We start from the raw sequence: 23,144 nt of genomic DNA on the forward strand, positions 1-23,144 counted from the left end.
ATAGCTCACAACCAGAACGCCCCTCCCGAGGCGCCCCGGAGCATTTCAGTACAACGTTCGTTTGTCAGGCGAAGACGAAACTCGAATCCGACAGGTTAGCCACACCGACCCCGACCAGCGTCACGGCAAAGTCGCCAATCTTCAGCACGGTATCGCTTCCGGACTGCGACGCGTGTTGCTTGTAGTCGTAGCCCTGCCCCGCGCCTTCGACGCCCATGAACACCAGTTTGTCGCTGCCCTGGTAGCCATTGATCGCGTCGAAGCCGAAGGCGCCGCTGAACAGGAAGGTGTTGTTGCCACCCACCGCGCTCATCACGTCGTTGCCGGCGCCGCCGACGAAGGTCACGTGGGCCTTGTCGCTTTGCAGGTGATCGTTGCCGCCCAGGCCGAATAGCCAGTCGCCGTCAGCGGTGGCTTTGAGGGTGTCGCCCATGGCGCCGCCGCTGAGCGAATGGTTGTACTGGGTCAGTTCGGCACCGTTGGCCAGGCCTTTGGCGGTGACGGTCCAGGTGATTTCCTTGCTGCCCCACCACGAACCCGACTCTTTGCTTACCAGCGCGCCGATGTCACGGGTCATGCTGATGCCGCCGTAGGCGTCACGCACGTACAGGGTGCCGTCGCCGTCGTTGGCGAAGCTGAAGTTCTGCAACGGTTTTTGCAGTTCGAAAGTGTTGTGGCCCTGGCCACCAAGCAGGATGTTGAAGCCGCCGTCGTCACGGAAACGGTCATCGCCGCCCAGACCTTCGAGGAAGTCGTTGCCCGCCCCGCCCTTGAGCCAGTCACCGCTGTCGGTGCCGATGATGAAGGTGCTGCCGGTGTGCGGCTCGCCGCTGCGGCCCAGATCCTCGACCCAGGTCTTGCCCCGCGACGCTTGCTCAAGGTTGGAGACGATGATCGTCGAGTCCTTGTGAGTCAGGCCGTAGAACTTCGACGCGATCACCCGATTCAGGCCGTCGGCATACCCCAGCGAGCTGTGGGCCGACCAGTTCAGCGGATTGGCGATGCTGAACGGCACCAGGTTCTGCGCGGTGGACGCGTAGTTGTCGTTGAAGTTGACGATGTTGTCGGTGGTCGAATCGTGCGGCTTGTCGTGCTTGCCCATCGACGCGGTACTGAACGTGGTGCCGTCGAGCACGCGGAACACCGGGTCGTTCTCGTAACCGATGTTCAGCACGTTGGTGCCGGTGCTGCTCTGGGTCGGCGAGGCGAACGAAATGTAGTTGGCGTCCTTGAAGAATCCGCCCCAATTGCTCGCGCTCAACTCCGCCACGCTGTTGACCCCGAGACCGCCGAGGCTGTGGCCGCTGACAAGTACGTCCTTGGCCGCAATGCCGTGGGCGACAGCGAACGCGGCCACCGATTTGAGCAGGTTGTCGAAGGCGTTTTTCGCGTACTGAGTGGCGTAGTCCGACGGGCCAATGGCAGCCAGCAGGTTGTTTTTCATGTCGCCGAAGGTGTCGCTGTAACCCAGCCCGCCGGTGCCCCGGAAGGCCACGCCGATGCCGATCAGCTTGCCCGCGGCGTCGTACTTGCCGAGCACTTCGGCTTCGGCGCTGGTGAAACCATCCTTCTCACCGAAGAACGTACCCTGCGCCCCGACTTTGCCCTGATAGCCCAGCGCCGTGGCGCCGATCGGCTTCCAGCCAGTGCCGGGCAAGGCCTGCCCGGTCGGCGTGTAGGCATACAGCGTCAGGGCGATGGCGTCGCTGTACAGCGCTTTGCCGTCGGCGTTTTTGTAATCGAACAATCCCATGTTGTGCTCTCTCTTCCTTTCAAAAACGGCAGTTCTCGAAAGAACTGCCGCTACCCCTTAGAACTGCCAGTCCAGCGTCAGGCCCACACCGTGGTCCTTTTCGTTGGAGCCGATCAGCCCGTTATAGTCCAGGTTGACCCGGACATCGTGATTGAGCGCCAGCCCGGCGCGCACGCCGACTACCGCTGCATCTCGATCCATCGACACACTTTGCACGGTGAACGCACTGTTGCCATTGACGAAGGCCAAGTGACTGTCGGAATCCACGCTGCTCAGATTGTGCTGCCAGCCCAGGCTTGCGCCCAGTTCCAGCTGGTGTTTCTCCGACAGGGCAAACGTGCGCTTGGCCCGCACACCGAGGGTCGACAACACCACATCGCGGTTGTCTTCACCACCCTTCAGTGCGGCGGCATCACCCTTCTCGGTGAAGCTGTCGCTGTTGAGGTGCACGTAGGCCAGATTGGCGAACGGCTCCAGATTCATCGGTTGCAGACCCAGGTCGTAGGCCGCTTCGGTGAACAATTGCGCGGTGGTCGCATCGCGCTTGGTTTTCTGTTTGCCGCTGACGCCAGCGAATTGCAGGTCGCGTTTGACGTCGATGCGATGCCAGCTGTAAGCCGCACCGGCGGTCAGACGCAACGCATCAATCTGATGCCCCAGGTACGCGCCCAGGTGATAGCTATCGACCGAGGCGGACGAATGCGTACCCTCGCCCATGCTCAACGAGCTGTCGCTATAACCAGTAACGAAACCGAGACGAGTATCTTCAGCGATCAAACCGTCGACACCGGCCAGCAGGCCGCCGATGGAACTGGTGGAATCGGCGTATTTCGACCCGCCATCGCTCTTGCCCCAGGCGCCCAGCACTTTGAGCCAGGCGTTGCTGCGGTCATCGGTCGGCGCACCGGCATCGAACAGATCGCGCTCACGCAGACGCTCGCCCACGGCATCGCGCAGGTAGCGACTGTCGTTGATCAGCAGCGTGCCGATGGCCGGGTGAATCTCGCCGGACAACTGCTGGAAGGCATCCTGCGCAGCGGCCGCCGACGGCGACAGCAACAGGGTTTCGAACAACGCATTGCCGGCGCCGAGCCGTTCGGTGGCAGCACCGACTGCGCGCTGGTTCGGGGTCAGGCCGACACTGGCGAACGAGGCGCCGTTACGTCCAACCTCCAGTTGCACGCCACCTGATGAGTAATCGAGGGTGCCGCCGAGGAACGCATAGTTAGGCAGCACCTGACCAAAGCGCCCCTGAATCCCGCCTGCTGCCTGCAGGATGTTGAACTGACTGCCGAGCAGCGATTTCACGTCTTCGGTGGTCAACAGCGTCGGGCTGTTTTCCAGGGACAGACTGACGGTGGCGCCCTCAATTATGGCGGTGCCACCGGCGACGATCCGGTCGCTGCTGGTCGGCGACACTTCCACCGCATAGGTCGAACCCGGTGCGAAGGTCACGTCACCCGCCACGTTCAAGGTGCCGATGGAATTGCCCGGCGCCACGGTACCGCCGCTGTTGGCGGTCAGCGCGGCGATCCGGCCGTTACCACCGAGGATGCCGCCGTCATTGACCGTCACCGCCGATTGCAGCGAGCCATTGATTGCCAGTCGGCCCTGATTGACCAGGGTCGGGCCGCTGTAGGTGTTGTTGCCGGTCAGCACCAGAGTGCCGATGCCTTGTTTGGTCAGACCACCATGGCCGGAGATGTTGTTGCGCCAGGTGTCGAGCCCGCAGGTGATGTCGTTGCATACGCGTTCGGTGGGTTTGCCCGCATCGATAATCGCGCCGATGCCTGGCAGATCGGCCACGAACTGGCCGGAACCGTAGGCGCCCTGGATGCGGAATTCTTCGGGGATGTCCTGCTCGGTGACGAACATCGCCGGGCCGTCGATGCCCTTGCGCAGGTTGATCATGCCCCAGCCATACAGGGCGTCGATGCCCGGTGCGCCGAGGTCGGTGGCCGTGGTGCGCAACACGCTGGCGACCTGATCGCCGGACATGTACGGGAAGCGCTCCATCAGCACCGCCATGGAGCCGGCCACGTGGGGCGCGGCCATCGAGGTGCCGTTGTAGTTCTTGTAGCCGGTGGTCAGGTTGTCGGCGTTGGTGCCTTCGATGATCGAGCTGTAGATCTGCGTGCCCGGTGCCGAGACGCAGAAACTGGCGGTGTAGCCGCAGCGCGAAGAGAACGTACTCATGATGTACGGATTGGCGCTGGCCTGATCCGGGTTCCTTTGCAATGCGGCGACGGTGATCCAGTTCGGCGCGATGTCCGGCACGAAGTAACCGAGGCCGGCGATGGCGTCCGGGTTGTTCAGGTTGTAGTCGTTGCCCGCCGCGAAGATCGTCACGATCCCGCTGCGTGCGGCGGCGATTGCACCGTCGTAGGCGCCGCCGGGTTTGGTGCCCAGCAGTGTGCGGATCTCGTTGAACTGCAGTTGCGCGTCGTTGACGGTGAAGTGCGGGTACGCCGGGTCACGGCCGCCGAGGTCGAAACGGTCGGTGATGCCGATGCCCCAGCTGTTGTTGATGATCCGCGCGCCGCTGGCGATCAGCGCATCCCAGCCGGCCTTGTACACCGCGCCGTCGTTGCCGCGCACGATGCCGTCTTCCGGGCCCGGGTCGCCGTTGTCGGCGCTGATGATCTGCGCGCCGAACGCCACGCCGTGCATCGGCCCGCCGTCACGGCTGCCGGCAGCGATACCGCCAACGTGGGTGCCGTGGGCGCCGAGTTTGCCGTCGGAACCGACCGAGGGCGAACCGTCATAGCGGAACGCGTCCCCCGCTTTGACCGGGATGTACGGGTCGGTGTATTCGCGGATCCCCGAGGTCACCAGGGTGATGACCTTGTTGCTGCCGGAAAACTCCGGGTGCGCGGCGTAGACCGGTTGGTCGAAAATTCCCAGTTTCACGCCTTTACCGGTGTAACCGGCGGCGTAGGCGTAATCCGCGCCGATGGCGCCCAGGCCCCAGTCGGCCTTGAACTCGGCACTGCGCCAACTGCCCGGATCCCCTGCCCGGCCGCTTTCCACGTAGGGCGCCGCGTGTGCGCTACCCCAGGTTGCCAGCGCGCAGAGCAAGGCGACGTTGAGAGTTTTCAGGCGAAAGCATCCACCCGATTGCGCGGGGGTGTTGTTGTTTTTCATCCAGCGACCTTCCTTAGTGATGTTGCGAAAAATCCGTGTGTTCAGCCCCGTGATCGTTCCCACGCTCCCGCGTGGGAACGCAGCCCGTGACGCTCCGCGTCACCGGACGCGGAGCGTCCCTAGAGGCATTCCCACGCAGAGCGTGGGAACGATCATCCGTGTGTCTAGAAATGCCAGTTCAGGCTCAGGCCCACGCCATGCTGCTTCTCGCGGCTGGCCAGTTGTCCGGTGTAATCGAGGTTCACCCGCACGTCGCGGGTCAGTGCCAGGCTGGCCTGCACGCCGACCAGTGCGGCGTCGCGCACCAGTGGCGAGCTTTCGACCGTGTACGGCGCGCTGCCGCTGGCAAAACGCAAATGCTGTTCGGAGTCGATGTCGGTCAGGCTGTGCTGCCAGCCCAGGTGTCCGCTCACTTGCAGCTTCTGCGCGGACGGCAGGTCGAAGGTCTTGATCGCCCGCACGCCGAGGGTGCTCAACACCGCGTCGCGCTGGTCGCCGCCGCTTTTCAGCGCGGCGGCGTCGCCCTTCTCGGTGAAGCCGTCGGTGTCGAGGTGCACGTAGGCCAGATTGGCGAACGGCTCCAGGGCCAGCGGTTGCAGGTTCAGTCGATAAGCCGCTTCGCCGAATACCTGAGTGGTGGCGGCATCGACCTTGGCTTTTTGCCTGGCGCTGACGTTGCCGTACTGCAAGTCGCGTTTCACATCGGCGCGATGCCAGCTGTAGGCCGCGCCGGTGCTCAGGCGCCAGGCGCCGATGTCGTGACCGGCGTAGGCGCCGAGGTGATAGCTGTCGACTTTGGCTGAGGAATGCGTGCCCGAGCCCATGCTCAGCGAGCTGTCGCTGTAACCGGTGACCAGACCGATGCGGGTCTGCTCGTCCAGCGCTCCGTCGACACCGGCCAGCAATCCACCGATTGAGGTGCTGTAACCGGCGGTGTCGTGGCGCGAATCGGTGCTGCTCCAGGCGCCGAGGGCCTTGATCCAGCCATTGCTTTGCGTGGCTTGGGCGTCGTGCAGGCGTAAACCGATGGCGTCGCGCAGTTGGCGGCTGTCGTTGATCAGCACGGAGCCGAGGGCCGGATAGATTTCACCGCTCAACTGCTGGAACGCTTGTTGCGCATCACTGGTGGTGGCCGACAACAGCAGACTTTCGTAAACGGAATTGCCCGCGCCCAGTCCTTCGACGGCAGTGGCCACGGAGCGTTGATTCGGTGTCTGGCCGACGCTGGCGAACGATGTTGCGTTGCGCTCGACATTCAAGCCGATGCCGTTGTCGCTGTAGGCCAGGCTGCCACCGATGAACAGGTAATCCGGCAGCACCGCACCGAACCGACCCTGAATGCCACCCGCCGCTTGCAGAATGTCGTACTGCCGGCCGAGCAGGCTTCTGGCCTCGGTGGTGCTGAGCAGCGTCGTACTGTTTTCCAGCGACAGGCTCACGGTGGCGCCGTTGATGGACGCAGTGCCGCCGGCAACGATGCGGTCGCTGCTGGTGGGAGATAACTCCACGGCGTAGGTCGAACCAGGCGCGAAGGTCACGTCACCGGCGACGTTCAACGTACCGATCGAATTGCCCGGTGCTACCCGGCCGCCGCTGTTGGCGGTCAACGCGCCGATCCGCCCGGATCCGCCGAGGGTGCCGCCGTCGTTGACGGTCACGGCCGAAGTCAGCGAACCGTTCACCGTCAGCAGGCCGCCATTGACCGTGGTCGGCCCGCGATAGCTGTTGTTACCGGTCAGAACCAGTCGCCCGTCGCCGGACTTGATCAGACTGCCCTGATACACCCGACTGGCCGCCGCTGCATCGCGAGCCATGCCCACGGCGTAATCGGTCTGATCCTGTTGACTGGCGCCGGCCGGCACGCCGTTCTGCCAGCCTTTGTTTTGCAGGGTTTGCTGCCAGGCGCTGTGTTCGGCGAGGTCTTCGCTCTGGCGCTGGATCAGCGCCTTGTCGCTGATGTCATTGCTCCAGACATCGCTCTGCCCGGCTGCCAGATGGGCGTCGAACGCTCCGAGCAATTGCCCCGGACCGCGCATCGCCCGGTACAGGTTGGCTACGCCCCAGCCGACTCGCTCGGTGGGCGCGTCGGTCACCGAGCCATCGAGTTGCGTAGCCGTGGTCAGCAGCACTTCGAGAGCCTGCTGGTTGTTCATGTACGGATACCGCTCCATCACCAGCGCCAGTGCGCCGGTGGCGTGTGGCGCGGCCATCGAGGTGCCGGACTTGATCGCATAACCGCCGTCGGGAATGGTGCTGTCGATCTTCGCCCCCGGCGTGGTGATGCACCAGTACTTGGCGATTCCGCACTGGTTGTACTTTTGCTGATTGCTTTGATCGAGTCCGGAGACTGCCAGCCAGTGGCCTTCCAGATCGGGCTGAAAGTACGGCAGCGCCGAGCGCACGCTGGCATTCGGGTAACCGCTGTTGCCGGCGCTGAACACGTTGATCACGCCACGACGGGAAACGTCCGCCGCTGCGTCTAGCCAAGTGCCTTTGTTCCAGTGCTGGGCGTAAGCGGCGTGCAGATCCGCGAGGGTTCGATAGCTGACATCCGGCGGCTGGCTGCCCCAGCTGTTGTTGATCGCACGCACACCGGCATCGGCCAGGGCGTCGTACACCGCTTTGAAGTAGCGCGGGTCCGGGTTGGGGCCGAACAGGAAACTGTCGTTCTTGTTGGTGTTGCCGACGTAGATTTGCGCGTTGTACGCCACGCCATGCATGCCGCTGCCGTCACGGGATGCGCCCATGGTGCCGACCACGTGGGTGCCGTGGGAGTCGTTGTTCGGGTTGAGGGTGCCGTTGACGTTGAACAGCGAGCCGTCGATATAGCTGCCGCTGGCCAGTACCGGGTGATAGCGGTCACGGGCGAACTCGGGATGGGCGGCGTCGAAACCGGAGTCCAGCGCGCCGATTTTCACGCCCTTGCCAGTGATGCCGGTGGCGTAGGCCTGATCGGCCTGCATCCGGTCCAGGCCCCAGTCACGCAGGAACTCGGCGCTGCGCCAACTGGCCGGATCGCCGGGTTGTCCGGATTCCAGGTACTGCGCCTGAGCCTGGGTCGAAGAAATCACAAGCAGCAGGGTGCCGACCGAAACCGGCTTGATGCGTACGTCCATGTTCACCACTCACTTTTATTGTTTTATGCAGGTTGATTCTGCGGTGTTGCCCATTCCCCTCACCCCAGCCCTCTCCCCAAGGAGAGGGAGCTGATCGAGGTGTCTTGCGTCATACATCGACCTGAAAAACCGGGTCGATGCTGGATTCGGTGACGCCCGATCAGGTCGGTGTACCTCCAAAATATCCCCCGATCAGTCCCCTCTCCCTCCGGGAGAGGGTGAGGGCCGGTCTGAAGCCATGCACATCAACGTCGAGCCACCCCAAACGCCTCATCCACCCGCGCCAGATCCTGTTCGCTCAAGGTGCCCGCGTAGTAATGCAACTTCGTCCAGGCCATGAGGTAGTCATAGCGTGCCTGGGCCAAATCACGGCGGGTGGTAAATAGTTGTTGTTCGGCGTTCAGTGCGTCGAGGTTGGTTCGCTCGCCACCGAGAATGCTTTGCTTGGTCGACACGACCAGCGCTTCGGCCGAGGCCAGGGCCTTTTGATAGGCGCGCAGCTTGTTGACCCCGGACAGGCACGCACTGAACTGGCGACGCAATTCGATCAGCGTCTCACGGGTCTTGCCGTCCAGTTCGTATTCGGCCTGTTCCATGGTGCGGCTGGCCTGGCGGGTCGAGGCCGACACGCCGCCGCCGGCATACAACGGCACGCTGACTTCGAAACCGATGGTGTTGGTTTCGTAACGCTGGTTGTAGGTGTTGCCGCTTTCCGATTCGTTTTGGCGCATCGTGGCGTAAGCGCTGACTTTCGGCAGGTGCCCGGCGCGGTTGCGCTCGACTTCGTACCGCGCCACTTCCACCGCCTGACGCTGGGACGCGAGGTTCGGGTTGTTGCTGACTGCCAGTTCGTGCCAGGTGTCGTAGTTGGCCGGCATCAAGGCGAATGTCTGGAAATTCTGATCCAGCGGTGCCAGATCACTGATGTCCATCGCCGGCACGCCTACCAATGCGCCCAACTCCCGTAGCGCGGCGTCCTGCTCGTCGCGGGCCTCGATTTCCTCGGCGGTCGCCAGTTCGTAACGCGACTCGGCTTCGAGGATGTCGGTGCGAGTGCCCTCGCCCTGCTTGAACATGTGCTCGTTCTGCTGGAACTGTTGCTCGTACGCCTTCTTCTTGGCCTGCGCGATGTCGATCTGATCCTGGGCAAACAAAGCCTTGGTGTAGTTGTCCAGTACGCGAACCAGCAGTTCCTGGCTCTTGCCGCGAAAGTTTTCGTCGGCAAACAGCGACTGGGCCACGCCTTTGCGATACGCCGCGTAGGCTTCGTAGTCGAGCAGCGGTTGTTGCAGGGTCAGGCTCGAGCCGTAGCTGCTGTAGTTGCGGTCATCGGTGCGATTGCGTGCGCGTTCGTCGAGGGACGTGGCTTTCGACGAGTTGCGGCCCTTGTTGTAGTTGTAACCCAGTTTCGGCAACAGGCCGGCGCGGCCGATGGCGCGGTTTTCAAGGCCGGCGTCGCGTTCCTTGATCGCGCCGAGGAACACCGGGTCATTGCGCAACGCCTGTTCGTAGATCTCGAACGGCCCCATGGCCGCCATTGCACTGTTGCCCGCGAGCAGCGCGAACGCTGCCGCCAGCATGGAAAGCTTATTCATACAGCCGAACATCCTTATTCTTCGGTCAACGCGGAACCGGCGCGGTCGAGCAGCGGCTTGAACAGGTAGTTGAGGAGTGAACGTTCGCCAGTGCGCACGAACATTTCCGCCGGCATGCCGGGCTTGATCACCAGACCGTTGAGTTTCTCCATGGCCTGATCGCTGACGCTGCTGCGCAACACGTAGTACGGCACGCCGGTTTTCTCGTCGACCATCTGGTCGGCGGAAATCAGGCTGACTTCGCCGGGCACTCGTGGCGTCTTGCTCTGGTTGAACGCGGTGAACAGGATGTCGACCGGCAGGTGCGTGCCGACCTTGTCGATCAGGTTGATCGGCAGGTGTCCTTCGACTTCCAGGCGCGTGCCTTGCGGGACGATTTCCAGCAGGGTTTCGCCCTGACGCACCACGGCGCCTTCGGTGTGCACGCCGAGGTTGACCGCCACGCCGTCGGCGGTAGCAAGGATTTCGCTGTGTTGCAGGTCGAAACCGGCGGAAGTCAGTTGCTCCGACAGCGTGACGCTTTTCAGTTGCGCGTCGGCCAGTTGGGTGCGGACTTCCTTCTGGTATTCCTCACCGTGCTGTTGCAGCTTCAGGCGGGACTCAAGAATGCCCTGCTCGACCCGGCCACTTTCGCCGGTGTTTTCGGCCAGTTGTTGCTGGACCTGCGACAACTGGCGCTGGTATTCCATCAAGCGGTTGCGCGGGATGTAGCCGTTGTCAGCCAGCGGTTGCAGGTTGCTCAACTGTTGTTGCAGCGAGTCAGCCTGCGCGTTGAGGTCAGTACGGGCGCGGCGCATGCCGGCCAGTTGCGCGGTGGCGCCTTCGATGCTGGCGCGCAGGGCGGCTTGCTCGCGGGAGAACGCTTCGCGGCGGCTGCTGAACAATTGCCGCTGGCCTTCCAGCACCAGTGCCAGGCGCGGATCGGCGTTGTCGCTCAGCTCGGCCGGAAACGTCACTTGCTTGAGGTTGTCACGCTCGGCCTGCCAGCGCGCCAGGCTGGCCCAGGCCATGCGGTACTGCGCCTGCAGCGATTGCACGTCGGCGGCGACCTGGGTCTGGTCGAGGCGGAACAGCGGCTGGCCCTGCTTAACAATTTCGCCCTCGCGCACCAGAATCCGGCTGACCACACCGCTGCTCATCGACTGTACGGCCTTGCGCTTGCCCGACACCACCACGGTGCCTTGCACCGGAATGCCTTGATCCAGCGGCGCCAATGCCGCCCAGGTGAAGAAACTGCCGGCACCGACCAGCGCCAGAATCCAGCCCATGCGGGCGAAGAATTTTGCATCGCGCTCCGGGCGTTCGGTGATGTACGCGTGTTCCATCGTCGCTTCGTTTTGCGTGTTCATGCTCGCGCTGCTCATACACCCGAATTCCTTGTCGTCGGCTGATACTGTCGGCTCATGCTGAGCCCGGCCGGTGCTTGCGCAGGTTTTTCATTGTGTTGTGATGGGTTGCCGGGCTGATTGCCGGGCTGGTTTGCGGACAGCGCCTTGAGCACATCGTGGCTCGGGCCGAAGGCTTGCAGGCGACCGTCGTTGAGCACCAGCAGCTTGTCGGCCTGGGCCAGCACCGAAGAACGGTGCGTCACCAGCACTACGGTGGTGCCCTGGGCCTTGAGCTGCACGATCGCGCTGGACAACGCGGCTTCGCCGACGGTATCGAGGTTGGAATTCGGCTCGTCCAGCACCACCAGGCTCGGGTTGCCGTACAGTGCACGGGCCAGGGCCACGCGCTGTTTCTGGCCGCCGGACAGACCGCTGCCATCCTCGCCCAGTTGGGTGTCGTAGCCTTGCGGCATGCGCAGGATCAGTTCGTGCACGCCGGCCTGTTGCGCGGCGGCCACAACCTTTTGCGGATCGGCTTCACTGAAGCGGGCGATGTTCTCGGCGATGCTGCCGCTGAACAGCTCGATGTCCTGTGGCAGGTAGCCGATGTACGGGCCGAGCTGATCGCGGTTCCAGCGGTGGATGTCGGCGCCGTCCAGACGCACCGTGCCGCCAAGCGCCGGCCATACGCCGACCAGCACACGCGCCAGGGTCGACTTGCCGGAGCCGGAGGCACCGAGCACGCCCAACACTTCACCGGCCCCCAGGTTGAAATTGACCATATGCAGAGTTGCGGCGCGCTGGCCGGGAGGACCGGCGCTGACTTGTTCGAAGGTGATCTGGCCTTTCGGCGCCGGCAGCGCCATGGCGTCATCGCTCGGCGGGAAGGCCTGCAGCAACGCATCGAGGCGACGGTAAGCCAGCTTCGCCCCGCTCCACTGCTTCCACACGGCGATCAACTGGTCGATCGGGCTCAGTACCCGACCCATCAGGATCGAGCCGGCGATCATCATCCCGGCGGTCATATCACCCTTGATCACCAACAGTGCGCCAAGGCCCAGCACCAGCGATTGCAGGCACAGACGCAAGGTTTTGCTCAGCGAGCTGATGACTGCGCCAGTGTCGCTGGCCTGATTCTGCAGGCCAAGAAAGCGCGAATGCACCTGGAACCAACGCTTGCGCAAGGCACCGAGCATGCCCATGGCTTGAATGGTTTCGGCGTTGTGCAGGTGGCTGGTGGCCAACTGGCTGGATTTCTGCGAGTAGCCGGCAGCTTCGCCCAGCGGCTTTTTGGTCATGTATTCGTTCAGGCACGCCAGCGCGATCAGTAGCAGTGCACCCGCCGTGGCCAGCACGCCGAGCCAGACGTTGAACAGGTAAATCACGAACAGGTAGACCGGGAACCACGGCGCATCAAAGAACGCGAACAGCGCAGGCCCGGTGACGAACTGGCGAATGTGGGTCAGGTCGCCGAGAGACTGCCCGGCATTGCCCTCGCCCTTGAACAGATTGCGTTCGAACGCCGCCTGATAGACCCGCAGATTGAAACGGCGCTCGAGCTGGCTGCCGATGCGGATCACGATAAAGCTGCGCACCACTTCCAGCAGACCGATGAAGGCGAAGAAACCGACGACCATCAGCGACAGCATCGCCAGGGTGGTTTCGTTCTGCGAAGACAGCACCCGGTCATAGACCTGGAGCATATATATGGAGGGCACCAGCATCAGCACGTTTATCAATGCGGTAAAACATCCGACGCTGATCAGAATGCTTTTATAGTCACCCAAGGCCTTGAATAAGGGAGCAGTGGCTGGGGCCTTCGCCATCTTCATTGATTCTTCCTGAAATGATTGATCCCGCCCAATAGTGACGAGCGCTCAATTGTTATTTCGCTTACCTGCGAGAGATGACTTGCAAGTACCCGCTTACATTTTCACAACAACTTTTTCGAAGTCTTATAACTGTCGGGTACTTCTTTATATTCGCTGCGTTATTGCACGACACGCTTGAGTGTCACGATCAGACCCGACTTCAAAGTACTGGAATAAAGTCCGTCATGTTGTCGGCCGAAAAACAGAATTCTGGAGCCTTCCTTGCCGGTGATGGAAAGGCCATCCGGATCGGGGAACCAGCCGATGGCGTTCTCTTGCAGCCAAGCGCTCAGACAGTCGGCGCCGTGGCCCAGTGTCTGGTTCGGCTCAAGGTCGATTACGCAGGTGTTGGAAGGTTTGTCTTGCAGTGCCTGCGCTTCGGGGGCGTCATGGGCGGCGGTCAGCGTCGCCTGCCAGTGCCCGGCGAATACCGATGGATCTTCGAGTCTGAGGCTGCTTGCCATGGTTGTTTCTCCAGAAATCATCATCAGCATCGGCATGAAACAGGTGACTGCCATGCGGGAAAAAGGGTTTCGAATCATAGGAAATTTCACTCCGGCGTGTAGCCTTGCGCACGTCGCGAGACGAAGCAAGCGAAGAAAGCGGCGCATCAAGCGCCGCTTTCCCGTTTACATCACGCCACGATGTCGCTGGTGGCTGCCTGGCCAACGGTGCTGACCTGGAAATCAGCCACGCCGTGCCCGGAGAAGTCCACCGACAACAGGCTGTTGCCGCCCGAGGACGTCAGAACCGCATCACCCGCCGCGCCGGTGAAAGCGCTGACGAAGTGCAGGCCTGCGCCCTTGGTGATACCGGTCAGGTCGATTTTGTCGAGACCGCTGACGAAATCGAGGATCTGATCGATCGCACCCGGCTTGGAGTCAGAGCTGGCCGCGAACACAAAGGTGTCCGAACCCGCGCCGCCCCACAGTTTGTCCGCACCGCCGGCGCCCCAGATGATGTCGTTGCCGGCACCACCCTTGAGCTCGTTGGCCGCGCTGTTGCCGATCAGCAGGTCGTTGCCCGAACCGCCGATCGCGTTCTCGATGGTGACGCCCTTGGCGATGGACACGTTGCCCACCAGGCCGCCAACGTCGGAGAACGAGGCTTCATTGAGGTTGATCTTCTGGTTCTGGGTGAAACCCGAGAAGTCGAAGGTGTCCTTGCCGCCCGCATCCCACACCGAGAACACCAGCTTGTCGGCCGACGACGAGGCGCTGAGGAAATCGCGACCGGCGTTGGAGTTGAAGCCGTAGGTGGTGTCACCGGTACGGGTGGTCAGGTTGGCGCCGTAGAGCTTCTGGATCGCTGCGATGTCATCCATCAGCGGGCCGGAGGAATAAGCTTCCACGCCGCCCTTGCTGAAGTTCTGGCTGGTGTTGCTTTCGCTCCAGTAGCTCATGACGCTGTAGCCGCGGGTGTCTTGCCCGTAGGTCGCGTCATTGTAGGTCGGGTTGCCGTTGCCGGCGTTGTAGTCGCCCGGGTGCGCCAGGCCAAGGGTGTGGCCGATTTCGTGGGTCAGGGTCTGACGACCGTAGTTGTTCAGATCCGGATTTTTGTTTTGCGTGTAGCCACTGTTGATCAGGTACCACGACGTGCCGTCGTAACCGGCGCCAGTGCCTGGCAGATAAGCGAACGCTGCAGCGCCATCCTGGCCACCGCTGTAGTTACCGAAGGTCATGTGGCCATCACCGCCCGAGGCTTTCTCGGTGAAGGTGACGTTGGCCACATCGGCCCAGGATTGCATGGCGAGCACGGCCTGGGCTTTCTGTTGAGCACTGAACTGACTGAACCCGGTGATCCCGTGCTTGTTCATCGTGCTGGACGATGCCGAAGTCAGGAACGTGTAGGTGAGTTCGATCTTGCCGCTGCCATCCTTGTCCTGGTAGGCAGCGCCGTCGCGCAGCAACTGGGTTGCGGCCTGGTCGACGGAAAAAGAGGGTTTGCCATTGACCGTGAGGTTGCCGCCACGATCGTACTGATGGCTGAAGCTATTGATCTGGTTATACGCCGTGCTGGTTGCCGCCAGTGGTTCCGGCGCCGCGCCCAGCTGGAAAGCCTGCTCGGCGGTATCAATAGCGTTAGCTTTTACTTTCGACATAAACACACTTCCTTGTTTAGCAATGGAACAGTTTTTGTCCGATAGCGACAACCTCTGGCGAGATTGTCCTATCACTCGCCCAATGAAGGCGTAAGAAACCTGACACAATTTGAAATCTAACGTCTAGCGTTTTTTTGAGATCAAATTGAACTGTTCCGGAAAACTCCCGTAAACAAAGCGCGTGCTGCCGAAAGAAGTTTGTAAGTGTGGAGAATTTGCCTAATTGTCTGACGATTTCTTATTTAAATATTAAATATCGGTAAGTTGTTTTTTGTTAGCAACGTCTCACTTTGCTGCACTTTATCGGTGCAATGCCAGTGGTTTGATATCAAGTTGATCCAACAGAACATATTCAGGCGAGGGCTGTACCGCCCTCGCCTGTTTTCTTCAGCTGCCAGTACGAATCTTGTTCCACACCCGCGTGCGAATCCGGTCGATATTCAGCGGCATCGCTTCCAGTGCGAACAGCTTGCCCATCATTTCCGGGCTCGGATAAACCTTGGTGTCGTTCTTGATCGCCGGGTCGATCAGGCTGTCGGCCTGTTCGTTGCCATTGGCGTAGTGCACGTAGTTGCTGATGCCGGCCATTACGTCGGGCTGCAGCAGGTAGTTCATGAACGCGTAGCCGGCCTTCTCGTCCGGTGCGTCGGCGGGCATGGCGACCATGTCGAACCAGATGGCGGCGCCTTCCTTGGGAATCTCGTAGCCGATTTCGATGCCGTTCTTCGCTTCCTTGGCGCGGTTTTCCGCCTGCAGGATGTCGCCGGAGAAACCGACCGCCACGCAAATATCGCCATTGGCCAGATCGCTGGTGTACTTCGAGGAATGGAAATAGCTGACATAAGGCCGCACTTTCATCAGCAGCGCTTCAGCTTTCTTGTAGTCCTCGGGATTCTTGCTGTGATGCGGCAAACCCAGGTAGTTGAGCGCCGCCGGCAGCAGTTCCGGGCCGTTGTCGAGGATCGCCACGCCGCATTTCTGCAGTTTTTCCATGTATTCGGGTTTGAAGATCAGATCCCAGGAGTCGACCGGCGCGTTGTCACCCAGCACGGCTTTGACCTTGGCGATGTTATAGCCGATGCCGGTGCTGCCCCACAGGTACGGAAAGCCGTGTTCGTTACCCGGATCGTTGGTCTGCAAGGCCTTGAGCAATACCGGGTTGAGGTTCTTCCAGTTCGGCAACTGGCTCTTGTCGAGCTTCTTCAGCGCCCCGCCTTCGATTTGCCGCGCCATGAAGTGGTTGGACGGAAACACCACGTCGTAACCGGATTTACCGGTCATCAACTTGCCGTCGAGAGTTTCGTTGCTGTCGTAGACGTCATAGGTGACGCCAATGCCGCTGGCCTTTTCGAAGTTCTTGGCGGTGTCCGGTGCTATGTAGTCGGACCAGTTGTAAACCTTGACCGTATCCGCCGCCTGAGCGAGGGAGACGGCGAGCATCAAGGGTGCGAGTGCGAGGGTCTTTCGGATCATGGATCGATTCCTGTATTGGCTATTGTTGTTGGCAGGCAATCAAAAGGATCAAAACGTCAGAAAATCAGGACATAGGTCTTGCGCACGGTTTCTTCGATGTCCCAGATCCCGAGCGTGTTGGCCGGCAACATCAGTGCGTCGCCACCTTGTATGTGCAGGGTTTCGCCGCCGTCGTCCGGGGTGAACGTGCAGCGACCGGAAATGAAATGGCAGAACTCCTGAGCGGTGATCTGACGGCGCCAGCGACCGGGGGTGCATTCCCAGACGCCGGTCTCGACGCCGTCGTCGCGCTCGACGCTGGTGGTCGAGGCAATCGCCACCGGCGTGCCGAGCGGCACGGCCACCGGGTTGGATTCTTCCAGCTGCAACGTGGCGGTGTTCTTGAATTGGGTGATGCTCATGGCGTTACCTGTCTGCTAGTAAACAACGATTAGTGCATGAAACCTTCCATTAACCCGGCCACCTGGCTGGCAAGCTTGCGCCGCCAGGGCGCAGTCGCCGGGTTGGCCAGGGTCTGGTCTTCGTGGACGAAGCTTTTGATGATCGCGTTGTAGCCGAGCCAGCGGCACGGTTCCGGCTCCCATGCCCGCAGCGCGTGGATCCCGCCGTCGGGCAGCACCCACGGCTGATGCGTCAGCTCGGTGTCGCGCTCGAGAATCAGATCCGCAAGCGTGCGCCCACCCAGATTGGAAGCGCCGACACCCTCCCCGCCATAGCCGCCGGACAGCGCGATGCCGTTGGCCCGATCACAGAGCATGTGCGGCTTGAAATGCCGGGACATGCCGAGGTTGCCGCCCCAGGCGTGGGTGATCTGGACGTTTTTCAGTTGCGGGAACAGCTCGCCGAACAGGTAGCGGCGCAGTTCGACTTCATCGCGGGTCAGGTCGAAGTTATGCCGCAGTTGGCCGGCGAACTGATAACCGCCACGGGCGCCGAAGATCAGTCGGTTGTCGGCGCTGCGCTGGCCGTAAGTGACCTGACGGCTGAACTCGCTGAAAGCCTGGCCACGACTGAGGCCGATTTCATCCCAGGTCGCAGCGGGCAACGGCTCGGTGGCGACGATCAGGCTTTGCACCGGTAATTGATAACGGCCCAACGGTGGCAGCGTGACGGAGTAGCCTTCGATGGCCGGGACGATCCAGCGGCTGCGCACGCTGGCCTTGTCGGTGCGCAGGCTGCCGGCCTGCCAATGGGTCACCGGGCTGTTTTCGTAGATCTTTACCCCCATGCCTTCGACGGCTCGCGCCAGGCCGCGCACCAGTTTCGCTGGGTGAATGGTCGCCACGTGCGGCGCGAAGATCGCGCCGTAGGGTTTGGCGATGCGCAGCTGCTGCGCCAGTTGCTCCGGGCTTAGCCAGCGGTAATCGTCGTCGGTCAGGCCCTGGGCGTGGAGCTTTTTCAGGTAGTCGCGAAGACTGGCTTCCTGCTCGGGATAGCGCGCGGCGCAGTACAACACCCCGCCTTTGCGGTAATCGCAGTCGATGCCTTCGCGTTCGAGGACGACTTCGACTTCATCAGGGATGCTGTGCAACAGATCGAACGAAGCGCGGCGTTGTTGTGGCGAGAGGCCCGCCAGCAGGCGATCCTCACCCAGCAGATTGCCCATCAACCAGCCGCCATTGCGACCGGACGCGCCAAACCCGGCGGTTTGCGCTTCGATGATGACGATGTTCAGGTTTGGCGCCTGTTGTTTCAGGTAGTACGCCGTCCACAGCCCGGTGTAACCGGCACCGATGATCGCCACGTCGACGTCCAGATCCTGCGCAAGCGACGGGCGCGCGATCAGCGGCTCGTCGAGTTGGTCCATCCACAAACTGATAGTGCGCCACGCCGGCATGCAAGACTCCGCCAATCCAGGTTTCGATGGCGTCGATCCTAGAGGCAGAACTCAGGGATTGTCTTGCGCGCGTGTCCGCAAAGAAATTTGCTTCGCGTAGGCCTTGGGCGACTGGCCGGTGTGCTGGCGAAAGCAGCTATAGAAAGCCGACAGCGAATTGAAACCGGCGGCGAAGGCCAGTTCATCGATGCGCAGCGGCGGCGTGGCGTTGTCCAGCGACTGCAATAGATGTTGCAGACGCGCCTGATTGACGTACCGGTAGAAGCTTTGCCCCAGCACCTGATTGAGCAAATAGGAAATCTGATTGCGGCTGTACCCGCACTCCTTCGCCACCCGCTGCAGGTCGAGCTCGGGGTCGAGATACGGTTGCTGACGCTGGAAATACTGCTGCAGGTCATCGGCCATGAAGCTCAACTGACGCGGCGACAGGCCCAGTCGACTCACCGCCGGACGCTGGCTGCTTGTCGTCGGGCTATCGGCCTGTTCGCGCACCAGCGAAGCATATTCGTTGACCCGCCAGATCTGCCCGTCCTTGACCGTGATCGCTTCGCTGGAGCGAAACGACACCAGCCCGTTGCCGCCGCGCAGCGTCACTTCGTATTGAATGAAGGCGGTGTTGCCGTCGATGCGGATGCGGTCGCAATGCTCCAGCGCTTCGTCGGATTCGCGCGGCATGCTGACCCGCACGTACTCGCGCAGTTCTTCGAGGCCGAGCACGCGATTCTGGAAAAAATCGTTGTACTGGATGTCCGGGTGGTACAGCGCCATCACGCCATCCAGGTCCCGGTGTTTCCAGCACAGGTGATAGCGCATGACCGTTTCGGCCGTGGCCCGCGTCTGTTCCGGGCCGTCATCATCGGCGTACATAAGGGACTCTTGGAAAAAGAACCGAGCTTGCCCAACTTCTGGCGTTGCATCAACAACCCGACCGTAATGGCACTTTGGCGACGATTGGTTGGATCGTGACTTACATCAAAAGAATCCTCGCAATCGCTAAATGAACTGAAAATTCTCACAGGAATTTCACATTCAGATGCTACTTTTAAAGGCAGTCACCGGTTGAGCCAATGAAGGCTCTTCCCACCTAACATGAGCAAACGGAAGCGCTCGATGAAGAAGGCGGGCAACACATGAATAAAGGGTCAAGCAAAGTCACGTTTCCCAATGCCTGCCAGCTCATGCGCTGGCATTTTCATCCCATGGGTTTCGAGGCGACCATGGATGCGCCGGGCAGTCTGGTCGCGCGCCTGTTCGATCGGGCCAGCGGCGAGACCCTGATCGCGATCGCCGGCATTCCCTGTGCCACGGTCATGAACGCGGCGGATGTGGAGCGAATAATCGAAGCCGTCGAGGACGAACTGGAGGCTTTCATTCCTCCGGAATCTCTCAAGAGTTACGCGTAACTAGCTGATTTAAAATAAAAAGCCCGCTTTGTGCGGGCTTTTTTATGGGCGTTGATTCAGGCCGTTTTCTTTTCCGGACGATGATCGACGAAGAACGGTTTGCCTTTGGCGACCCGGTCCGAAGCCCGAGGCATGTTGACTGCCTGCGTGTCTTGCGGCTCTACGTACCAGTAGCAATGGCTGACTGCGCGGGTGATGCCGACATAAGCAAGGCGCAGGATTTCGTCCTTTTGCGCACTGTCATAAGGCTCGCTGTCACCAGCCTTGCCCAGTCCGGCCATGCGATACACCTGATTCTTGTACGGCGAACTGGTCAGGTGCTGGCAATCGCCCAGCAGGAAGACCGCGTCGGCCTGGAGACCTTTGGCGCTGTGATAGGTCAGTTGTTTCAGGCGTCGGGACTCGTATGGCAAGCTCGAATCCACATTAACTACAGACTGAATATGCTGCTCTATCAACAACTTATCGCTGCTTTTTCGATAGAGCATCAGGATTGAATCGCCCTTTCGATAGTGTTCTGCAAGGCGCTGGCCGAGTGCCTGATCGTCGCGCTCCAGCACGTTGACCGGATGCAACAGCTTCTCTTCGCCGCTGGCCTTGGCCTTCTTGCCGGGAATCGCCGGTGCCGCACGAACGATGTGCTCCGCCGCGTCGATAATGTGCTGATGGCTGCGATAGTTTTCGCTAAGCATCACCCTCGTCGTACTCGGCGACGGGAATTCCTTGTTGAATTCCATGAAGTAACTCGGCGAACTGCCGCGCCAGCCGTAGATCGATTGCCAGTCATCGCCTACGCAAAGCAGCGAGGATCGCTGTGCACCTCGCCCGACGTGCATGGCCGGCCCGCGACTGCGGATTTCCGAGAGGCTGGCGCGAATCCACGAGACGATTTGCGGTGAAACGTCCTGAAACTCATCGATCATCAGGTGCGACATCGGCCGCAGTAACTCATCGCTGAGCAGTTTGAAGTTCTCCGGCGAATGCTCGCTGAACAGCGCGAACATGCGGTTGTAGGTCATGACCGGCGGTTTCTGATCCAGAAGGTGATCTTCCAGCGCTCGCCAGAACAGGCTCAAGGCTTCGAAGAAAAACCGGTCCGGATCGTCCTTGGCGAAACTCATACGGCCAACGGCGTCCGGCACATCCAGGCCCAGGTTCTCGATGAAGCCTGCGGCGGCGACAAAACAGTCGAGCAACGGCGCGGAAGCGAGCTCGCCCTTGACCTTGTAATCGAAGCCGGGACCGGCGCTGACATCGCCTGCCAGCGTGGCCAATAAACGCTTTGATGACTCGTAACTATCAAGCCAGATCAATGGTTTACGACAGAAAGCTTGAAACAGGGTGCGTTTGACTGCCCACTCCGCGCGTACCGTCAGCTTGGCGTTCGGACGACAGACCTGCGGGTTTTCCCGAGGGTCGAAACCCAGAACGACCCAGGCGTCCAGGCTTGGAATGTAGCCGTGGCAATGGAACGAAGCACCGTTGATTTCGAAAGTCTCGCGGCTTGGTTCGATACCCTTGATCGGCCAGGCGCCGGCGCGGAGCCACATGTCCTCGATCATGTCGCACAGCTCTTCATCGCGCCGGGCCGCCAGCTCTGTCACTGCCACGCGCTTTTGCACGTCCGGGTGATCGCGTTCCAGCTCCTTGAGCTGCAAGGCGTGCCGGGACAATGGCTGGATCAGTTGCGCAAAGCGCGGGTCTTCCTTGTAGAGCCGGTGGTAGCAGGCGTTGAGCTGCTGGCGCTGTGCGTCGTTGATGCGCAGATCGAACGGATTGCTGTCGACGTCTTCATCCGCACCCGGCGCGCGCTGGCTGAGGTTTTCGAATGCCTGCAAGCGCTCGAACCCCGGCAGACTGCGAACCATCGGCAAAATGCGCGAGTGAAACGTACGCACCAGATCCCGCGCGTCTTTCTGACTGAGTGCCCGGCCCCACAATGCGAACAGTTCGATCAGTTTGTTGATGAAGTCCTTGCGCGACTCGCGGGTGAAGGTCACCACGGTCATCGAATCGAGCTCGAAGCCCAAGTAATGACTCAGCAGCAGGATCCGCAATACCAGTGTGGTCGACTTTCCGGCTCCGGCCCCGGCAATCACTGATGTTGACGGCGTATCGCTGAAAATCATCTTCCATTGCGCCACGCTTGGCTGGGCGTGGGCTGGCAGCAGGCGCGCGACATCGGCTTTCATGCGCTTCTTCAGTTCTGCGCTGAGCGGCAGACGCCAGTCGTCGAACAAGTGATTGTCGATCCCCGGCGGGCGATGCTCGGTATTGCGACTGTCGCGGATCAACAAGACCTGGCGGCCCTCTTCCAGCCCATCAGCCTTGCCTTCCTTGTACCCGTAATCCACGCCGGCGGTATGCCCGCTGCGAAAGCCGTCGGCCTGGCCGTGCAACCACGAAGCCCGGTGCTGGGCGCGCAGTTGCGTCAGACCGTGGCCAAGAAAACGCGCCGCCAGGCGTTTGAACCAGGGCATCTCGGCCAAGGGACGAAGTTCGGGAGGAAGATCGGGGGTGTGTTGCGCCACGCTGACGGACTCCGGATGTGAGGCTGTTGAGGGCTATGGTGTCTGCATTTGCTTTTTTGTTCTAGCGAAATGCTTACAGGTCATTGGTTTAGGCGATGAATTGAAGGTGGGATGAGACGGTTTCGAGCCTTTTTCATATCAACCGATTCGATTGGAATGCCGCAGTTTTTACGCTTTTTCTCGATGGTTGACTGATAGATGATGGCTGCCATCAATCACCGGTCTCGCTTCGTGGCTCAGGCATCGCGCCCCATGACGAACCTTTTGAGGAGACGATCATGCTTGAACTCAGACCCTTCAGCTCGCTGGGCGGCGCCCATCACGGCTGGTTGGATGCCCATCACCATTTTTCGTTCGCCGAGTACTACGATCCGCAACGCATGAGCTGGGGCAACCTGCGCGTGTGGAACGACGACATCATTGCCGCCGGCACGGGCTTCCCTACTCACCCGCACCGCGACATGGAAATCATCACGTACGTGCGTGAAGGTGCGATCAGCCACCAGGACAACCTGGGCAACAAGGGCCGCACCGAAGCGGGCGATGTGCAAGTGATGAGCGCCGGCACCGGGATCGCCCACAGTGAATACAACCTGGAAGCAACGGACACCAAGATTTTCCAGATCTGGATTCTGCCGACCGAAACCGGCGCGCCACCGTCCTGGGGCGCCAAACCGTTCCCGAAAGGCGACCGCGAAGGTTTCGTGACCCTCGCCAGCGGCAAGGACGGTGACGATCAGAGCCTGCGCATCCGCGCCGACGCGCGCTTGGTGGCGGCCAATATCAAGGCCGGGGAAACGGCTGAATACCGTCTTGATGCCGGACGCCGTGCCTATCTGGTGCCGGCTACGGGTGTCATTGAAGTCAACGGTTTGCGCGCACAAGCTCGAGACGGTGTAGCGGTGGCTGATGAACAGGTGCTGACCGTCACGGCGTTGGAAGACAGCGAAATCGTGTTGGTGGATCTGGCCTGATCGGCGAATCGCGGGCAC

15 protein-coding genes are annotated in these 23,144 nt (G+C 61.1%); 2 read left to right on the forward strand and 13 right to left on the reverse strand.

Annotation, left to right across the window (positions count from 1 at the left end):
- Window positions 1-64: 64 nt before the first annotated feature.
- From L6D82_RS07480 to L6D82_RS07535, 12 genes are all read right to left on the reverse strand, one after another.
- Window positions 65-1,753: a polyurethane esterase gene (locus tag L6D82_RS07480; RefSeq protein WP_129973758.1), complete on the reverse strand. Its 1,689-nt coding sequence runs from the start codon at window positions 1,751-1,753 to the stop codon at window positions 65-67.
- A 57-nt stretch (window positions 1,754-1,810) separates the two neighbouring features.
- Window positions 1,811-4,897: an autotransporter serine protease gene (locus L6D82_RS07485; RefSeq protein ID WP_236188571.1), complete on the reverse strand. Its 3,087-nt coding sequence runs from the start codon at window positions 4,895-4,897 to the stop codon at window positions 1,811-1,813.
- Between the two features lie 164 nt (window positions 4,898-5,061).
- Window positions 5,062-8,013, reverse strand: a complete 2,952-nt coding sequence (gene eprS / locus L6D82_RS07490) for an autotransporter serine peptidase EprS (protein ID WP_236188577.1) — start codon at window positions 8,011-8,013, stop codon at window positions 5,062-5,064.
- 245 nt (window positions 8,014-8,258) lie between these two features.
- Entirely contained in the window at window positions 8,259-9,620 is a 1,362-nt protein-coding gene (locus L6D82_RS07495) for a TolC family outer membrane protein (RefSeq protein ID WP_085745720.1), read from the reverse strand.
- A gap of 2 nt (window positions 9,621-9,622) precedes the next feature.
- Entirely contained in the window at window positions 9,623-10,972 is a 1,350-nt protein-coding gene (locus L6D82_RS07500; RefSeq protein WP_085603749.1) for an HlyD family type I secretion periplasmic adaptor subunit, read from the reverse strand.
- Window positions 10,969-12,768, reverse strand: a complete 1,800-nt coding sequence (locus L6D82_RS07505; RefSeq protein ID WP_085745721.1) for a type I secretion system permease/ATPase — start codon at window positions 12,766-12,768, stop codon at window positions 10,969-10,971. The genes L6D82_RS07500 and L6D82_RS07505 overlap by 4 nt, the downstream gene beginning before the upstream one ends.
- A 158-nt stretch (window positions 12,769-12,926) precedes the next feature.
- Entirely contained in the window at window positions 12,927-13,349 is a 423-nt protein-coding gene (locus tag L6D82_RS07510) for an AprI/Inh family metalloprotease inhibitor (RefSeq protein WP_236188750.1), read from the reverse strand.
- A 92-nt stretch (window positions 13,350-13,441) separates the two neighbouring features.
- Entirely contained in the window at window positions 13,442-14,908 is a 1,467-nt protein-coding gene (locus tag L6D82_RS07515; protein WP_102716848.1) for a serralysin family metalloprotease, read from the reverse strand.
- A gap of 387 nt (window positions 14,909-15,295) precedes the next feature.
- Entirely contained in the window at window positions 15,296-16,381 is a 1,086-nt protein-coding gene (locus L6D82_RS07520; protein ID WP_007954580.1) for a polyamine ABC transporter substrate-binding protein, read from the reverse strand.
- A gap of 56 nt (window positions 16,382-16,437) precedes the next feature.
- The gene (locus L6D82_RS07525) at window positions 16,438-16,782 is read right to left on the reverse strand and encodes a cupin domain-containing protein (RefSeq protein ID WP_102686193.1); all 345 of its coding nucleotides are present in this window, start codon (window positions 16,780-16,782) and stop codon (window positions 16,438-16,440) included.
- Between the two features lie 29 nt (window positions 16,783-16,811).
- Window positions 16,812-18,218: an NAD(P)/FAD-dependent oxidoreductase gene (locus L6D82_RS07530; protein WP_236188579.1), complete on the reverse strand. Its 1,407-nt coding sequence runs from the start codon at window positions 18,216-18,218 to the stop codon at window positions 16,812-16,814.
- Window positions 18,219-18,269: 51 nt separating this feature from the next.
- Entirely contained in the window at window positions 18,270-19,085 is an 816-nt protein-coding gene (locus L6D82_RS07535; protein WP_102686195.1) for a helix-turn-helix domain-containing protein, read from the reverse strand.
- A 263-nt stretch (window positions 19,086-19,348) separates the two neighbouring features.
- On the opposite strand from L6D82_RS07535, the gene L6D82_RS07540 reads away from it, so the two are divergent.
- Entirely contained in the window at window positions 19,349-19,621 is a 273-nt protein-coding gene (locus L6D82_RS07540) for a DUF1652 domain-containing protein (protein WP_011334086.1), read from the forward strand.
- 56 nt (window positions 19,622-19,677) lie between these two features.
- Here L6D82_RS07540 and L6D82_RS07545 read toward each other — a convergent pair whose 3' ends face one another.
- Complete coding sequence (locus L6D82_RS07545; protein WP_102716853.1) at window positions 19,678-22,152, reverse strand: UvrD-helicase domain-containing protein; 2,475 nt, start codon at window positions 22,150-22,152, stop codon at window positions 19,678-19,680.
- 278 nt (window positions 22,153-22,430) lie between these two features.
- Here L6D82_RS07545 and L6D82_RS07550 point away from each other — a divergent pair, with 278 nt between their 5' ends.
- On the forward strand, window positions 22,431-23,126 hold the full coding sequence (locus L6D82_RS07550) for a pirin family protein (protein WP_085683700.1): 696 nt from the start codon (window positions 22,431-22,433) through the stop codon (window positions 23,124-23,126).
- Window positions 23,127-23,144 lie beyond the last annotated feature (18 nt).

Source organism: Pseudomonas paraglycinae, assembly GCF_021601625.1.
In the GTDB taxonomy this organism is placed as follows: Bacteria; Pseudomonadota; Gammaproteobacteria; order Pseudomonadales; family Pseudomonadaceae; genus Aquipseudomonas; species Aquipseudomonas paraglycinae.

Excerpts from the sequence above, each read along its gene's own strand:
- L6D82_RS07540 (WP_011334086.1), top strand. The coding sequence starts at position 19,349 with ATGAATAAAGGGTCAAGCAAAGTCACGTTTCCCAATGCCTGCCAGCTC.
- L6D82_RS07480 (WP_129973758.1), bottom strand. The coding sequence starts at position 1,753 with ATGGGATTGTTCGATTACAAAAACGCCGACGGCAAAGCGCTGTACAGC.
- L6D82_RS07485 (WP_236188571.1), bottom strand. The coding sequence starts at position 4,897 with ATGAAAAACAACAACACCCCCGCGCAATCGGGTGGATGCTTTCGCCTG.
- L6D82_RS07530 (WP_236188579.1), bottom strand. The coding sequence starts at position 18,218 with ATGCCGGCGTGGCGCACTATCAGTTTGTGGATGGACCAACTCGACGAG.
- L6D82_RS07515 (WP_102716848.1), bottom strand. The coding sequence starts at position 14,908 with ATGTCGAAAGTAAAAGCTAACGCTATTGATACCGCCGAGCAGGCTTTC.
- L6D82_RS07495 (WP_085745720.1), bottom strand. The coding sequence starts at position 9,620 with ATGTTCGGCTGTATGAATAAGCTTTCCATGCTGGCGGCAGCGTTCGCG.
- L6D82_RS07510 (WP_236188750.1), bottom strand. The coding sequence starts at position 13,349 with ATGATTCGAAACCCTTTTTCCCGCATGGCAGTCACCTGTTTCATGCCG.
- L6D82_RS07535 (WP_102686195.1), bottom strand. The coding sequence starts at position 19,085 with ATGTACGCCGATGATGACGGCCCGGAACAGACGCGGGCCACGGCCGAA.
- L6D82_RS07525 (WP_102686193.1), bottom strand. The coding sequence starts at position 16,782 with ATGAGCATCACCCAATTCAAGAACACCGCCACGTTGCAGCTGGAAGAA.
- L6D82_RS07550 (WP_085683700.1), top strand. The coding sequence starts at position 22,431 with ATGCTTGAACTCAGACCCTTCAGCTCGCTGGGCGGCGCCCATCACGGC.
- L6D82_RS07520 (WP_007954580.1), bottom strand. The coding sequence starts at position 16,381 with ATGATCCGAAAGACCCTCGCACTCGCACCCTTGATGCTCGCCGTCTCC.
- eprS (WP_236188577.1), bottom strand. The coding sequence starts at position 8,013 with ATGGACGTACGCATCAAGCCGGTTTCGGTCGGCACCCTGCTGCTTGTG.
- L6D82_RS07500 (WP_085603749.1), bottom strand. The coding sequence starts at position 10,972 with ATGAGCAGCGCGAGCATGAACACGCAAAACGAAGCGACGATGGAACAC.
- L6D82_RS07505 (WP_085745721.1), bottom strand. The coding sequence starts at position 12,768 with ATGAAGATGGCGAAGGCCCCAGCCACTGCTCCCTTATTCAAGGCCTTG.